This window comes from Neobacillus sp. S1227 (assembly GCF_055385255.1).
This window is the reverse complement of the sequence record NZ_AP038276.1, coordinates 3,001,374-3,015,683: the sequence shown is the minus strand read 5'-3', so window position 1 is coordinate 3,015,683 and position 14,310 is coordinate 3,001,374. Positions and strand designations below refer to the sequence as shown.

The window sequence follows — 14,310 nt, the reverse complement described above, 5'->3', positions numbered from 1 at the left end:
AAAACTACCTCAAATCACGTAAAAATACAAATAAATACAGCCTAGGGAGGGAAGCAGTTTTTCCCAGGCTGTATTTATTTTGAATACTATTATCGCCTATCATGCCATTTTTGAAATTTACCATGTTCAAAGTGTCCCTTGTGTACTTGATCAAAATGATGCTCTGAATGAGTTGCCCTTCCGCCGCCAAAGCCAATCAAAACACCGAGTGCAAAAACACAGACGGAATAAATTAATCGACGCTTTTTTTTCTTGCGAGAATGGATGAATTTTTCTTTTAATTCATTTCTAATTTCATTTCTAATTTCATTTTTAATCTCATCTTTAATAGTTTTGAGGTTTTCTTGATTCCGTTCTAAAGGTTCCTCTTGAGTTTCCCCTTGAGGTAGTTCTCGTGGTTCATCAGACATACCTGACACCCCCTTTTCTCCTAATATATAGAAATCTACATTTATCATTTCTTACGGAATTGTTAAATTTCATGGAATTTTTTTCGGTTGAAAAGACTCCATATTGGTGTAAATTACCAAATAAAATTTGTTATACTTAATCATGTAGGTAAAAAATTCCTATGGATTTAGAGACCTTTCCAGGTTTACCTGCAGAATCAAGACAAAAAGAAGTAAATGTTCTATAAAGAGGTGAGCAAGATGAATATTAAAGGACTAGATCATTTTGTTTTAACGGTAAAAGATATTGAGGTTACTTGTGAATTTTACTCTACAGTTATGGGTATGGAGGTTCAAACTTTTGGTGAAGGCAGAAAAGCTCTTAAATTTGGAAATCAAAAAATAAATTTGCATCAATATGGGAAGGAATTCGAGCCAAAAGCATTAAGACCCACCCCAGGCTCAGCTGATTTATGTTTTATTACAGAAACGCCGATAGAAAAAATAATAGAATCCTTAGAAAAGCACGGAATTACCATTTCTGAGGGTCCTATCGAACGAACTGGTGCAATGGGAAGGATTTATTCAGTATATTTCAGGGATCCGGATTTTAATCTTATTGAGGTTTCAAATTATATTTAGGTAAAACATTAAACGGAATTAAATCTAGAATGAAACACGGGGACGGGTATTCCTCATTTTCTAGTAGAAATGATCACGAAAACCTCCCCCTGATTCTCCACGTATTTGATATCCTATGTTTGCTTATCCAAACCCTTGATAATTCTGGTCATGTAATCCTTTTTAAAAGATGGGAGCTTTCTTATTAATTTAAAAGGATTTTTATACATTATGTCGAATATTGAATAATATTAATATTAAAAATTATCCAAATCTATGAAGGAACAAACAAGATTCAAAGAATCATTATTTTGAATCTGATTTTACTAGATTAAAAATAGGAAGCAGGGAATTTAATGTTATTTGATTTAACCGGAAAAGTAAGTATTGTTACAGGGGCTAGTAAAGGGATTGGTAAAGCAATAGCTGTAGGTTTGGCTGAAGCTGGCAGCCACGTTGTTCTCTGCAGCCGCACAAAAGTTGAGTTGGACGAAGTTGCTAAAGAAATTGAACAAAAAGGTGTTGAGGCCTTAGTTATTCCGTGTGATGTTTCAAATCCTGAAGACATTCAAAATGTAGTGGATCAGGCGGTAAAAAAGTTCAATCGAATTGATGTTTTAATAAACAATGCTGGAATAACCGTGAAAAGGCCGGCAGAGGAATACGACCTAAATGATTGGAATAAGGTGATCGGCGTTAATTTAACGGGTGTATTTTTATTCGCCCAGGCGGTCGGCAGTCAAATGATTAAGCAAAAGAAAGGAACCATCATAAATGTTTCCTCCATTGGTGGGGAAACGGCACTTACCGGGTCAATAGCTTATTGTGCTAGTAAGGGCGGCGTTAATATGCTGACCAAAGTATTGGCGGTTGAATGGGCCCCTCATGGCATAAGGGTAAATGGAATTGCACCTGCATATATTGAAACCCCTTTGGTAAAGGCCATTAAGGATCAACGAAATGAGTTTGCCCAAAAGGTGGAGGCAAGAACTCCACTAAATCGATTAGGAACGCCTGATGAATTAATAGGTTCGGCTATTTTCTTAGCCTCTGACGCTTCATCTTATATTACAGGTGAAACCTTAAAGGCTGATGGAGGATGGACAGCTTTAGGACTATAATGCTTATTGCAGAAGTAAAAGCCAGGGGATGGTTCACCTGGCTTTTATACGCTAGCTGAGCATTCTCATGTCTCATTTCTTATCTCACATATTCTAACAATATTTCTCCATGTTCTCTGCGCCCTGTATCGCAAAATCCGAATGCTTGGTAAAATCGATTGGCGTGTGTATTTTCTTCTTTTACGCCAAGGATGATGAAGTCGCTGCAGTCATCGAGCGTTGCCAGAAAAGTGATGGTTTGCAACAAGGCTGCTCGGCCATGTCCCTTCCCTTGGAAGCTGGTCAATCATAAAGCGAATTATCCAATAGGTTCCATCCTCCGGGTCCTTTCCGTACATCAGAAATCCTATCATTCTATCATCTAAATAAATTCCCATCGGAACAAAGGATTGCTCAAATTTTGACTCTTCCAGTGAATACAAATTTGGTGCAACATAGGTCTGCTGATGGGGAGCAACTTGCAATTGGATGCAATCCTCCCAATTTTCGTTAGTTATTGGTCTCAATGAAATAGACATGTGTTTTTTATTCTCCTTTTAGTTTTAAAAAATAAAATCCAAATCTATTAGGTAAATTATAAATTATTTGGTAAATTTTGTATATAAATATATTTTAGATAGGGATTCCTTTGTGGAAAGAGATTTTTAAAATATAAGTACATATGATGAAAGTTGGCAGTCAATCACAACTCAATCAATTTCAATATCGAATGACGCAAACGCCGTACCAGTCATTGTATATTTTTTCTAACAATCTAACAAATTATTGTTTTTATGGTAAAATAATCCTGTAATAATAACAGGCCTATCTAACTATCTGTAAAAGCAAACGCAAGGTTAATAAATTGAGATAAATAGTGGAGGGAAATTAGATGGTTGAAGAAAAAATTGTGATAGGTGAAGGAACCAAGTACCCGCTTAATGGAATGTTGAGCATTCCTGAAGAGAGGAATGGTACCATTCCAGCGGTTATCTTGGTTCACGGTTCCGGGCCAAGTAATATGGACGGTAAAGTAGGAAATAATGTTATTTTTAAAGAATTTGCTGAAGGATTATCGGAAAGAGGAATTGCTGTCATTCGCTATGATAAGAGAACATTCGTATACGGTAAAGAGATGAGAAATGATACTGGATTGTCTGTTAAAGAAGAAACAATCGAAGATGCCATCCTTGCCGCTGACTTGTTACGAAACGATCCACGGATTGACCCCAATAAAATTATTATTATCGGACATAGTATGGGCGGCATGTTAGCCCCAAGAATAGACGCGGAAGGCGGAAATTTTGCCGGCATTATCATTATGGCTGGATCACCACGAAAATTAGAAGAAATCATGATGACGCAAAACGATATTGCTTTAAACTCGTTAAATAGGGTAGTAAAATTCATTGCAAAGAAGCAGGTAGCCGCTTTAGCATCAAAGTTAAGCAACGTTTATACCTTAACCGATGAAGAGGCAAAATCAACACCAGTCTTAGGTAAACACGTCAGGGCCTACTATCTAAAAGAAATGGGCGAACATCCTGCTATCAAATATCTTAAGGATTTGGATAAACCTATCTTAATTATGCAAGGAGAAAAAGACGTCCAATCAACGGTAGAAGATGATTTTGACGGTTACAAAAAGCTATTGGATCAAAAACCGAATGTCACATTTAAACTATACCCAAACCTAAATCACCTATTTATGCCAGCCATCTATGCGAATATCCTAAAAGTCCAAAAAGAGTACAAAGTTGCCCAAAAGGTAGACAGTCAAGTAATAAATGATATCTCCGATTGGATCCATTCAATTTGAGAATGGGGACGGTTCTCATGTGTCATTCTTTAAGCATTTAAAGGAAGGAGGCGGATACTGGGCCGACATATTACTACATGTACGGTCTTTTGGGTTGTATGGTAAAGTATTGAAGGATGGAAGTAGTCGGGTTTTTCAGCGGAGATACTGTGTATTTTTTCAAAAGACGAGCAAAAAAGAATCATTGAAATTTCAGCAAGGTCCATTTTAACAACCTGGGGTGAGCATTATTCTTTTTATTGACTTCATCATAGATATTGCAGGCGATATTATTGAACATTTAATCCCCAATCCCACCGCGAAGTTTGAAAAACACATTATCCGGTTAAAAGAAGAGGATTGGTTTTCTGAACTGGAAAAAGATTATCGATACCAATACATTATTTATAACAATCGAAAAGTGAAGCGTTTTTTAAGCAACGAAACAAATGTTAAAAAGATTACAAGTATGGATTCGGAAAGGGAGCAATTCATTCTTTTGATAAAAGAAGAGCATGAAAAATTCGTAGGCCTGCGAAAGTAGTAAAACCGTCCGCTAATAAAAAGGCTGTATCGCCATTACGATTCAGCCTCTCACTTAACAGTCCTTTTATTTTTCCGCCAGACCATCAATTGAAACCAACCGTTTTTCATTATGGATCCCTCTTTGGGAAACTAACGCCATGCTCGAAGTGTCTTCAATGCTTTCAATCCAAACTGGAATACCGTGGTATTGAACCGCTATTTCATTTTCTGCTGCCAATATTTCCTTGACCCTATTTAGATCCATTTCCATCACCTCAATGTTATTTTTCCAAAAAGCCATAACATTATAAGAAATAAAACCAATCACAAATAAAAAAAAGCAATGCCGTCCCTTTGCATCATCTGTCGAAATTTTTTAAAAAAGAGGAATTTAGTAAAACCGTGTCTAATATTAGGAGATAAATACTACTTTTTTTATGAGGGATAAGATGAACAAACATTTTGAGTATATTGGTTCGAAGATTAAAGAATTGAATGGGGATATTTATCATAGAGTCGATTCACCTATTGGACAAGATAACTTCTTCAACCCTATGTTTGAGGAATTGGATTTTCCATGGTATTCGGCAGAAAACTTATTTATTCACATAGGGGATTATTTAATTAGCCAGACTGAAGAACACAAATTGAATATAGTTAAATTTGTGCAAGTCTTGGGTCTTCAATTAATACAATCTAAAGCTTCTTTGGATCAATCTATCCACTATTTGTACTTAACTCGATGTTCAATTATCGATTTACTTGAACAAGAATTGCTTCATGAGAGAATTTCCATAAAAAGCTACTTTGAAGTAATAAGGATAATTGAATATTTATTCCAGCTTATTTCCAAAACTCTATTAAATATTTACTCTAAGGAAATGTCAGACATTAAAATTGCTTTAAATGAGTCGAAAGAGGATTTAAAAATGACACTTAGAGAGTATACAGATTTAGAGAGAGCCTTAAACGAAGCGACCATTTTTGCAATATCTGACCACGAAGATAAAATCTTATATGCAAATGATAAATTTTGCAATTTGTATCAATTTAATATAGAAGAATTAATAGGGAAAACACACGATCTATTCTCTTCTAACTTTCACCCTCCAGCGTTCTTTCAAGAAATATGGGAAACAATTGAAAGCGGAAATGTATGGAAGGGTGAAATTCTTAATCAAGCGAAGGATGGAACAAAATATTGGTTAGATACAACGATTATTCCCTTTGTTGATTCAAATGGAGAGCGTTATAAACATATCTCCATTCAATATGATATTACTGAAAAAAAGAAATCAGAAGAAACGTTAAGAAATACCGAGAAACTTTCGATGATTGGAGAATTGGCTGCAGGCATAGCCCACGAGATTCGAAACCCGCTAACATCTATTAGGGGATTTGTACAACTTATGAATCAAAGTGGAATGGAACCATACTATGTGGACATCATTATTGATGAAATTGATCGTATTAATTACATTGTTAGTGAATTGATGATTTTTGCTAAGCCACATCAGGTTCAATATAATGAAAGTAATATTAATAGTATCTTAACCAGTGTGATTAAGTTTCTTGAGCCGGAGGCAAATTTAAAAAATGTGGAGATAGAATACAAATTTCCCATAGAGGATGTCATCATTTCAGGCGAAAGTAATCAATTAAAACAAGTGTTTTTAAATTTACTTAAGAATTCTATCGAGGCTATGCCTTCCGGAGGAAAGATACGTATTTTGCTCGAAAGGACAATTCAAAATATAGTAATCACCATAAAGGATGAAGGTATAGGCATGGAACCAGAACAGATTAAAAAACTAGGTGAGCCTTTTTTTACGACAAAGCAAGATGGGAATGGGCTAGGGCTGATGGTGAGCTATAGGATCATTCAAAACCATAAGGGATCCATTCATGTGGATAGTAACTTGAAGCAAGGCACCACTTTTACTATTTCATTTGAAAGTCCTCAAAAAAACAAAATGGTTAATGTAAGTTAAAATCTTTTCAAAAAAGGTTCGCAAATATAAATAGCAAAATCGCAAATAAAAGCCCTGGATTCACAAACTGAAAATCTCATAATAAAAAGTGTAAGATGACACATGGGGACGGTTCTTATGCCTTATTTGCGTTAGTAAATGAAGCAAAAGAACCGTCCCCATGCATCACCCATGCATCAGAATGTGACTTTTCTAATGGTTTCTGGTGTATCTGCATATGCTTTCAATAAGCCGTTTAGCATTATTTCTTCTTTGTTAACTTCTTTAAACGGTAAATAAACCTGTAACTGCTTCGAGAGAGGAGAAAGTGAAAGTTCGACTTTTTCACGATCCGTCCAGTGTGCGTGAATGGGCTGGTTATTTGCGAATGGAAACGCTTCCGGAAATCCATTTCGGAAAAAGGGGTGCTCATCAGCTTTTTCTACCCCAGGTTCGTTCAGGCAGATATAGAGGGAGAGGTTATCACAAAACTTTAGAATTTTTAAGTGATACATGAACAGGTTTTCCATGTCCTTATTTCCCTTGATTCCCAACTCTTTAAACAGGTACTGGAGCCTTTTTCTTTCATCTGTCACAAATTCCTTCGCAAGGGGATCTATCTCGTTTTGCAGAAAAGAAACAAAATGCAAACTGCAGAGAAGACTGGCATACTTGCTCATACATTCTACTTCATCTATACCTTTTTTATAAATAGCAGTCTTTAACTTCATGGGGTGATCTATAAAGGAGTATGGTTTGTCACTTTCGTCATTCCATAAAGGCCATTCATCGGCTTCAATCCAGCCGCGATCGTGTTCACAAATTGCTAGGACCACTTCATCCTTCAATTCCATTCCATAAAAATAATCATTTTTCCAAGACTGTGCAAATATGCCTGATATTCTGGCGTGGTCATCCTGCTTTATCATAATAAAGCTGTCCTCCTGCTCATAAATAATCATTTTCCCTCACTCCTTTCTAGAAATGCTCTTTCTTAATAAATATTTATGGGATTAGGAGAAATGCATAAAATCCTATTTGTAGACGATTCGGCAATATGTTTTTGTTTTTTTTATTGCAATAGGGGGGATATCATGCCAAACTTTCCAGAGTTTCGACCAAGCTCAGCTGGTTTTAAATTCGGAAACAGCTTTCCAAGTGTTCCATTAAAGAAATTGGATTTTTTGAGCAGGCAGATAAAAATTGGTAATGCATCATACGGCCTTTGTGGCGGAATGGTTTTTGCTGTCATGGACTACTTTGAAGCAAAAATGCCAATCCCGTCAAATTCGGAAGCTCCTTCCGCTGGACCGTTATTTAACTATATCGTTAACCGGCAGATTAATAGTTTAAATTTGCCCTTAGGTTTTATTAAATATTTGTATTTGATGAATCCTGTCCTCCCGGATGAGGAAACAATGGCAAGTAAAATAGGGACTAGACCGCACGGAAGGTCCTGGAGAATGATAAAAAAGGAATGGCCAAGAATAAAAAATGATCTTGATCATGGAAAGCTATCACCGCTTGGTTTGGTAAGAGTTAAATCCCTCAATCCTTTTGAGTTTGCAAAAAATCATCAGGTTCTTGCATATGGGTATGATTTGAATGAGAACGGTCTGTCCATTAATATTTATGATCCTAATTATCCAAACGATGATCATGTCACAATTTCCTTAAATATTGGAAATGTCGCATCCGTAACATCCGTTGTGCATTCAAAAGCCTCGGGGCCTATTTATAGTTTCTTTAGGACAGATTATAAAGTTAAAAGGCCGGTGGAGTAGCGACCAAATCGATAAATAAGATCGGCCGTTTTTTCTAGCTATAGAGAAAAAACGGCTTTTTTAAGTCAACAGGGTCCTCAAATCTCAATAACTTTAATCGTAGAAAAAATCTCTTCTTCCGCGGTTTGATGATACCATTCTTCTGGATAATAGCCTAACGGGTTGCAGATGATTTCAATTCCATTATAGTGCTCATGGTATCTGGTATGGATATGTCCAAAAATATATTTTTTCACTCCATATTTCAATGCCAATTCACCAAAACGCTCACTGCCCATCATGGCATTGAAAAAGTCCCATGAAGGGTCATTCTTCACTTCTAAAAATTTTCGAAAGGGGACGACATGTGTGACCATTATGATATTTTTCCCGCGGTGCTTGTTTAACCATTCCTCTAGCTTTTCGACAGAGTGATCGGTTTCTTCTCTGTCAGAACCCGGCCAATGGGCATATTGCTTATCCGGCCAAGTAAAGTCGTTGAACGTGCCGATCTTAAATTGTTCTTCCGTGTACCCTTCGATTTGAAAACTATAATCATACCAACCGCCATCACCAATAATGACCCAGTCCTTATTTAATTCAACCGGGCCATTTCCAAGATTCCCGGGGAATTGAAGCAATTTTTCATAAGCTTCTTTCGAATCTTCATGATAGACATCGTGGTTACCGTGCACAAATAAGATCTTTGTCGTTGGAAAATCATTTTGAAGTTTATTCAATAGGGCAAGGCTTTTATCCGGGCCAGCTGTCATATCACCGCTGATCATAAACACATCAGGCCGATTGATTTCTATCCATTTAATCAAAACAGCCATGATTTCGCTCTGTGTCCGTTTTCGATTCAATCCTTCATGAATATCTGACAAAATCGCTATTTTCATTCACAGTCCTCCCTGCAAAAATAGTCCTTCATACAATTTCTTTAAAACCAATCCATTTTCCTTTATTACAGCAAAAAAGTGCCGGGCACCATCCATTTTAGTGTAGTGCCCGGCACTTTTTATAAATCACCACCATATCTGCGGTGCTTCTGTTTCTTGGAGAGCAGGTAAAATCTTTTCATCATCTTCCCAATTCAATTGCTCCAAAAATTGAAAAACATCTTCCTCAACTCGATTCCGTTCTTCATCTAGCGTGATAATGTGGCCCGAATTCTCATACCACTTGATTTCTTTTTTTGCGAATTTAATCCCGTTGTAAATGATTTGCGGGCTTTCCATATCAATAACGTCATCCTGCCTGCCTTGAACGATGCAGGTTGGAACATTTATTTTATGTAACTGTGTGGAAACTTCCGACACTAGCCTCGTTAATCCTTCGACTGCTGGCATTCTGTTATCCTTAAAAGCACTGAATTCGCTATTGATTTCTTGCACTGTCTTTCCTTGTAACTCCTTGTACTTTTTCGTATAGGCACGTACCATATTAAGCAGTGTGTCTTTATTTCTAAAGCCCATTGGTGCGCACATGGGGACAACTCCTGCCAATGGAACTTCAGCAGCAAGCTTTAAGGAAAAAACTCCTCCAAGGGAGATTCCGGCCGCTGCGATTTTCTCGTAGCCTTTATTCCTTAACAGCTGGTAACCGTCCAAAACACTTTTCCACCAATCTTCCTGTGTGGAGTTCATAAGCTCTTCAGGCGGGGCGCTGCCATGTCCTTTATAGAGGGGCGCATGAGAGGAGTAGCCTTTCTCTTCTAAATAGCGGCCTAACATACGGACGTCGGCTGTGTTACCGGTAAAACCATGAAGAAGCAAAACAGCGCGGCCGCCGCTTTCAAACGTAAACGGTTCGGGTGCTTTTAAGTGCATGTCCAAACTCCTTTTAACAGATTTATCATATGTATGTTAGTTTTTATCATCCTTGGGCAATTCATAACAACATTTTAGCTGAAACTAAGATGAGGAATGAGAAATATTGGTTTTGACTGAAATTTGATGGAATTGCAAAAAACAGCATCAGAATAGACTGATGCTGTGCCGTTGATAGCTATTCTATTGCCGTTATTGATTGTTAGATTTTGATTTTTCGTCATTGTACTGCCTGATTAATTTATAGCTGGTAAGTGCTGCATCGCCCGAAATCCCAGCAATCAGCGAGAAGATGATATTTTCTACATAGGAATTAGGTGCGGTATAAAAAACGAGCAGAAGTGCGGCAATTGCTCCAAGCAGCATTTCTTCAATAAACCCGAGATAAATAAACTTTTTTGTTCGGCGCGGCATAATAAGTTTGCCATGCTTCCGTACATGTCCAATCATTCCGACTGTCCCACCAATAACTAAAGAGAAAATAATGTCCTCCAACACTTGTTTCTCACTCTCCTTAAGCCTAATTTTTTTGACCTAAGGTAAATCTTGGTGTTATTTCCATTATACAAAACTTGGAATCTCAATGAAATTGGGAAAAATTTCAAATTATAATTAAGTTGAGGCCTAACCTGCTTTATTTAATACCAAAAAAGCAGATAAGTTAAATAACCTGGTGAAAAAGAACAAAAATAACTACTATAAATGAGAAGATGAGAATAAGCCAAGGTTATTTTTAGATAGTAAAATAAGAAAGAAGGATAATTCCATGAATGTTCCAGAGAATGTCATTATTACTTCACTGAAAGGAAAAGACGTTCTTTCTAATCCTTTTTTGAATAAAGGAACGGCTTTTACGAAAGAAGAGAGGGAGGATCTTGGACTCGATGGTTTGCTGCCGCCTCGGGTGCTCACGCTTGAGGAGCAGGTGAAAAAGGTCTATGAGCAATATTCGATGCAGACCACCAACCTGTTCAAAAACGGTGTGCTTTATGATTTGTATAACCGCAATGTTGTTTTATTTTACCGTTTATTGAAAGAGCATCTAGCAGAAATGCTTCCGATTATCTACACTCCGACTGTAGGTGAAGCGATTGAGACATACTCTCATACCTACCGTCGACCAGGTGGTTTGTATCTTTCCATTGATGACCCAGACGGCATTGAAACAGCCTTTCATAATCTCGATCTGCCCAAAAATGGGATTGATTTAATCGTTGTTACGGATTCGGAAAGCATTCTCGGAATAGGGGATCAAGGGGTAGGCGGCATTGATATAGCTATTGGTAAACTTGCCGTCTATACAGCAGCTGCCGGTATTGATCCAAGCCGCGTTCTGCCAATTGTCCTAGATGTTGGTACGAACAACCAGAAGTTGATTTCTGATCCTATCTATATCGGTAACAAATTCGCCCGTGTCCGTGGCGAACGTTACGAGGAGTTCATTGATTTATTCATCCAGACGGCCAGAAAGTTTTTTCCAGACGTGCTTCTCCACTGGGAGGATCTTGGAAATGTGAACGCACGCAACATCATGGCCAAATATGGTGACAAAATCCTTACCTTCAACGATGACATCCAGGGAACAGGTGCCGTTACCCTTGCTGCGATTATGTCTGCCTTGAACGTCACAGAGACATCCTTGAAGGATCAGCGCATTGTCATCTTCGGTCCAGGGTCGGCCGGCATCGGAAACGCAGACCAACTAGTAGATGCGATGATTCTTGAGGGTTTAACGAAGGATAAGGCCTATGAGCGTTTTTGGGCAATTGATTACCGGGGGTTGTTAACTGATGAATCTGGGGACGTCTTGAAATTCCAGAAACCTTATTTGCGGAAAGCGGAAGAAGTGAAGGACTGGGATCGGACTGAGGATGGCATCATTTCATTAATCGAAGTAGTCCAGAAAGTAAAACCAACCATTCTAATCGGTACTTCCGGACAAGCCGGAGCCTTTACTGAAGAAATTGTGAAAGAAATGGCCAAGCATGTTGAACGGCCGATTATTATCCCAATGTCCAATCCGACTGTACTGGCTGAAGCAGTCCCTGAAAGTCTGATCAAATGGACTGAGGGTAAGGCGTTAATTGCAACTGGCAGCCCGTTTGATCCTGTAGTATACAATGGTGTTTCCTACGAAATTGGGCAGGCAAACAACGCATTTGTATTCCCAGGGCTTGGACTTGGTGCCATTGTGGCAAAAGCTGAAATCATTTCAAAAGGTATGTTCACAGCTGCAGCAAATGCAGTTGCCCAAATGACAGACACCAGCACATCAGGTGCATCGCTCCTGCCACCTATTGAAAAATTGCATCCAGTATCAGTATACGTTGCAGTTGAAGTAGCCAAAGCGGCCATAAACGAAGGAGTGGCGAGGGCGGACATTCAGAATGTGGAGAAAGCAGTTATCGAAGCCATGTGGGAACCTGAATATAAGGAAATAAAAAGTGTAGGAAATTGGACAAGTATTTAAAAGGGGATGCATGGGGACGGTTCTAGTGCATCACTCATGCTTGAAATTGCCGCGCGCTTTGCCTCAAAAATGAAATTAGACCGGACATGTGAATACATGTTCGGTCTATTAGATTTTGTTTGATCTTTTTTCTAAAGGGGCAGGCCCCACCTTTCAGGCAGAGCAAGATGTTAAAAAGTGTAATACCACACGATTAAATTCATCTGTCTTTTCAATTTTTCCCACATGGCCCGCTTTTTTGAGCATATAAAACTTGGAGTTTGGTAATAATTTATGCATCCTTTTTTGATTGAAGGGGGGACAAATTTTGTCATTCTGACAGGAAATGACTAAAGTGGGAACATTCATTTTCTTCAATGTTTTCCGATAATCAATTTCCAAACATTCGCTTACTCCTGGCAGAAATCCGTCAAGATGTTCGGACCAGATCGGCATGACTTTTTGAACGGTTTCTTCATTTTTATCATACAAACATCTCGAAGTCGCTCCTGTGTGGAATTTTTCAATCGTCAAGTTACTTGTGTATTTTTTGTTTGTCCGCAGCAATAGTTTTTTTAACCACTTCGGCACGTAAAAAAGGGTGTTTGCAAGGATGAGAGACTTTATTTTTTCTGGACGAATCTTATAAATTTCCTGCGCAACCATGCCGCCCATTGAAAAGCCAAGGATATGCGCTTCGTTCATGCCTAATTGATCCAGTAACTCAACAATGTCTCTTGCAAACGCGTTGATGGTTATTTCCTGGTTGTCTAAACACCTTGTTTTTCCAAAGCCCCGTAAATCGGGGATAATTAAATCGAAATGTTCTGCCAGCTCATGCTGAAATTTCCAGCCTTCTTTTCGTTCACCCAACCCATGAATGAGTACGAGCGGATCGCCGCTGCCCAACCGATCATAGTAGAGATTGACTCCGTTTACCGAGGCGCAAAGCAAGATAATCCCTCCTGTTAAAAGTTAGTAATGTATTATTCTATCATTATAAACCATTGATATTCTGATAAGCATGAATATTGTAATAATAATTGCGTCATTTTCATTAAATAATGGCTGGTTTCCATGAGGATCAGCTTTTACTGTTATTAGGATAAACATTTAAAAATAGTTAATTTAAGCTTGTAGTACTTGCACTCGTGGTAGAGCATGGGGACGGTTCTCTTGCATCACTTTTGTTTGATTTTTTCAAGGAAAAGTCAAGTTTTACATGATACTGTTTGAGACCAACATCAATGAGAACCAAAACGTTCAAGGTAATAAGGAAAATGATCTTTATTAGGTTTATGTAGGTCATATCTGCTCATGCAAAGAAGGAAAAGGTCTTCATGAAGACAGAAACACCGAAAAGAACGCTGTAAGTATCTTCATGGAGGACTGATGAAGACATGGAAGGAGAAAAAAACGCTAAGAGTGTCCTCATGAACGGCTCATGAAGACAGAGAGGACGAAAAAAGTGAAGGAAGTGTCCTCATGAAAGGCTCAAGAGGACAGAGAAGTCGAAAAAATTGAGGGAAGTGTCCTCATGAAGGGACCCATGAAGACAGAGAAAACGAAAAAACCACAGGAAGTGTCCTCATGAAAGGCTCATGAGGACAGAGAAGACGAAAAAATTGAGGGAAGTGTCCTCATGAAGGGACCCATGAAGACAGAGAAAACGAAAAAACCACAGGAAGTTCCTCATGAAGGATTCATGAAGACAGCGAAGGCGAAAAAATCGCAGGAAGTATCCTCATGAGGACTGTTGGAGACGAAAACTAGAAGTCATAGAAGACTAGATAGGCTCAAGCAAAGGAAAAATGGTCATGTCCCTCAAAAAATAATTTACAAAAAATAGAAGAAACCAAAAGG

General features: G+C 38.2%; 16 protein-coding genes. 7 read left to right on the top strand and 9 right to left on the bottom strand.

What is annotated here, in order from left to right; all coding sequences use genetic code 11:
- Positions 1-89: 89 nt before the first annotated feature.
- Entirely contained in the window at positions 90-410 is a 321-nt protein-coding gene (locus tag ACZ5AE_RS15225) for a hypothetical protein (RefSeq protein ID WP_464565175.1), read from the bottom strand.
- 240 nt (positions 411-650) lie between these two features.
- On the opposite strand from ACZ5AE_RS15225, the gene ACZ5AE_RS15220 reads away from it, so the two are divergent.
- Complete coding sequence (locus ACZ5AE_RS15220) at positions 651-1,031, top strand: VOC family protein (RefSeq protein ID WP_464565173.1); 381 nt, start codon at positions 651-653, stop codon at positions 1,029-1,031.
- A gap of 335 nt (positions 1,032-1,366) precedes the next feature.
- Positions 1,367-2,131, top strand: a complete 765-nt coding sequence (locus ACZ5AE_RS15215) for an SDR family NAD(P)-dependent oxidoreductase (protein ID WP_464565171.1) — start codon at positions 1,367-1,369, stop codon at positions 2,129-2,131.
- 79 nt (positions 2,132-2,210) lie between these two features.
- Here ACZ5AE_RS15215 and ACZ5AE_RS15210 read toward each other — a convergent pair whose 3' ends face one another.
- Both ACZ5AE_RS15210 and ACZ5AE_RS15205 read right to left on the bottom strand, forming a co-directional pair.
- Complete coding sequence (locus ACZ5AE_RS15210) at positions 2,211-2,375, bottom strand: hypothetical protein (RefSeq protein WP_464565169.1); 165 nt, start codon at positions 2,373-2,375, stop codon at positions 2,211-2,213.
- The gene (locus ACZ5AE_RS15205) at positions 2,341-2,649 is read right to left on the bottom strand and encodes a GNAT family N-acetyltransferase (protein ID WP_464565167.1); all 309 of its coding nucleotides are present in this window, start codon (positions 2,647-2,649) and stop codon (positions 2,341-2,343) included. The genes ACZ5AE_RS15210 and ACZ5AE_RS15205 overlap by 35 nt, the downstream gene beginning before the upstream one ends.
- Positions 2,650-3,002: 353 nt before the next feature.
- On the opposite strand from ACZ5AE_RS15205, the gene ACZ5AE_RS15200 reads away from it, so the two are divergent.
- Together ACZ5AE_RS15200 and ACZ5AE_RS15195 are read left to right on the top strand one after the other, a co-directional pair.
- Positions 3,003-3,929: an alpha/beta hydrolase family protein gene (locus ACZ5AE_RS15200; protein ID WP_464565165.1), complete on the top strand. Its 927-nt coding sequence runs from the start codon at positions 3,003-3,005 to the stop codon at positions 3,927-3,929.
- 220 nt (positions 3,930-4,149) lie between these two features.
- Positions 4,150-4,452: a hypothetical protein gene (locus tag ACZ5AE_RS15195; protein WP_464565163.1), complete on the top strand. Its 303-nt coding sequence runs from the start codon at positions 4,150-4,152 to the stop codon at positions 4,450-4,452.
- A 66-nt stretch (positions 4,453-4,518) separates the two neighbouring features.
- On the opposite strand, the gene ACZ5AE_RS15190 is transcribed toward ACZ5AE_RS15195, so the two are convergent.
- On the bottom strand, positions 4,519-4,761 hold the full coding sequence (locus ACZ5AE_RS15190; RefSeq protein ID WP_464565161.1) for a small, acid-soluble spore protein, H family: 243 nt from the start codon (positions 4,759-4,761) through the stop codon (positions 4,519-4,521).
- Between the two features lie 121 nt (positions 4,762-4,882).
- Here ACZ5AE_RS15190 and ACZ5AE_RS15185 point away from each other — a divergent pair, with 121 nt between their 5' ends.
- The gene (locus tag ACZ5AE_RS15185) at positions 4,883-6,424 is read left to right on the top strand and encodes an ATP-binding protein (protein WP_464565160.1); all 1,542 of its coding nucleotides are present in this window, start codon (positions 4,883-4,885) and stop codon (positions 6,422-6,424) included.
- Positions 6,425-6,600: 176 nt separating this feature from the next.
- Here ACZ5AE_RS15185 and ACZ5AE_RS15180 read toward each other — a convergent pair whose 3' ends face one another.
- Complete coding sequence (locus ACZ5AE_RS15180) at positions 6,601-7,365, bottom strand: DUF3891 family protein (protein ID WP_464565159.1); 765 nt, start codon at positions 7,363-7,365, stop codon at positions 6,601-6,603.
- A 132-nt stretch (positions 7,366-7,497) separates the two neighbouring features.
- Between ACZ5AE_RS15180 and ACZ5AE_RS15175 the strand changes: the two genes are divergently transcribed.
- Positions 7,498-8,187, top strand: coding sequence for a hypothetical protein (locus ACZ5AE_RS15175; RefSeq protein WP_464565157.1), 690 nt, complete (start codon positions 7,498-7,500; stop codon positions 8,185-8,187).
- A 77-nt stretch (positions 8,188-8,264) separates the two neighbouring features.
- On the opposite strand, the gene ACZ5AE_RS15170 is transcribed toward ACZ5AE_RS15175, so the two are convergent.
- The 3 genes from ACZ5AE_RS15170 to ACZ5AE_RS15160 all read right to left on the bottom strand — a co-directional run bounded on the left by ACZ5AE_RS15170 (position 8,265) and on the right by ACZ5AE_RS15160 (position 10,496).
- Positions 8,265-9,068, bottom strand: coding sequence for a metallophosphoesterase (locus ACZ5AE_RS15170; RefSeq protein WP_464565155.1), 804 nt, complete (start codon positions 9,066-9,068; stop codon positions 8,265-8,267).
- A 126-nt stretch (positions 9,069-9,194) separates the two neighbouring features.
- The gene (locus ACZ5AE_RS15165; RefSeq protein ID WP_464565153.1) at positions 9,195-9,998 is read right to left on the bottom strand and encodes an alpha/beta hydrolase; all 804 of its coding nucleotides are present in this window, start codon (positions 9,996-9,998) and stop codon (positions 9,195-9,197) included.
- A 192-nt stretch (positions 9,999-10,190) separates the two neighbouring features.
- Positions 10,191-10,496, bottom strand: a complete 306-nt coding sequence (locus ACZ5AE_RS15160; RefSeq protein ID WP_464565152.1) for a DUF4257 domain-containing protein — start codon at positions 10,494-10,496, stop codon at positions 10,191-10,193.
- Positions 10,497-10,764: 268 nt separating this feature from the next.
- Here ACZ5AE_RS15160 and ACZ5AE_RS15155 point away from each other — a divergent pair, with 268 nt between their 5' ends.
- Entirely contained in the window at positions 10,765-12,468 is a 1,704-nt protein-coding gene (locus ACZ5AE_RS15155; protein ID WP_464565150.1) for an NAD-dependent malic enzyme, read from the top strand.
- Positions 12,469-12,621: 153 nt separating this feature from the next.
- Here ACZ5AE_RS15155 and ACZ5AE_RS15150 read toward each other — a convergent pair whose 3' ends face one another.
- Positions 12,622-13,401: an alpha/beta fold hydrolase gene (locus ACZ5AE_RS15150; protein ID WP_464565148.1), complete on the bottom strand. Its 780-nt coding sequence runs from the start codon at positions 13,399-13,401 to the stop codon at positions 12,622-12,624.
- Positions 13,402-14,310 lie beyond the last annotated feature (909 nt).

Excerpts from the sequence above, each read along its gene's own strand:
- ACZ5AE_RS15180 (WP_464565159.1), bottom strand. The coding sequence starts at position 7,365 with ATGATTATTTATGAGCAGGAGGACAGCTTTATTATGATAAAGCAGGAT.
- ACZ5AE_RS15200 (WP_464565165.1), top strand. The coding sequence starts at position 3,003 with ATGGTTGAAGAAAAAATTGTGATAGGTGAAGGAACCAAGTACCCGCTT.
- ACZ5AE_RS15165 (WP_464565153.1), bottom strand. The coding sequence starts at position 9,998 with ATGCACTTAAAAGCACCCGAACCGTTTACGTTTGAAAGCGGCGGCCGC.
- ACZ5AE_RS15170 (WP_464565155.1), bottom strand. The coding sequence starts at position 9,068 with ATGAAAATAGCGATTTTGTCAGATATTCATGAAGGATTGAATCGAAAA.
- ACZ5AE_RS15185 (WP_464565160.1), top strand. The coding sequence starts at position 4,883 with ATGAACAAACATTTTGAGTATATTGGTTCGAAGATTAAAGAATTGAAT.
- ACZ5AE_RS15225 (WP_464565175.1), bottom strand. The coding sequence starts at position 410 with ATGTCTGATGAACCACGAGAACTACCTCAAGGGGAAACTCAAGAGGAA.
- ACZ5AE_RS15155 (WP_464565150.1), top strand. The coding sequence starts at position 10,765 with ATGAATGTTCCAGAGAATGTCATTATTACTTCACTGAAAGGAAAAGAC.
- ACZ5AE_RS15175 (WP_464565157.1), top strand. The coding sequence starts at position 7,498 with ATGCCAAACTTTCCAGAGTTTCGACCAAGCTCAGCTGGTTTTAAATTC.
- ACZ5AE_RS15220 (WP_464565173.1), top strand. The coding sequence starts at position 651 with ATGAATATTAAAGGACTAGATCATTTTGTTTTAACGGTAAAAGATATT.
- ACZ5AE_RS15205 (WP_464565167.1), bottom strand. The coding sequence starts at position 2,649 with ATGTCTATTTCATTGAGACCAATAACTAACGAAAATTGGGAGGATTGC.
- ACZ5AE_RS15215 (WP_464565171.1), top strand. The coding sequence starts at position 1,367 with ATGTTATTTGATTTAACCGGAAAAGTAAGTATTGTTACAGGGGCTAGT.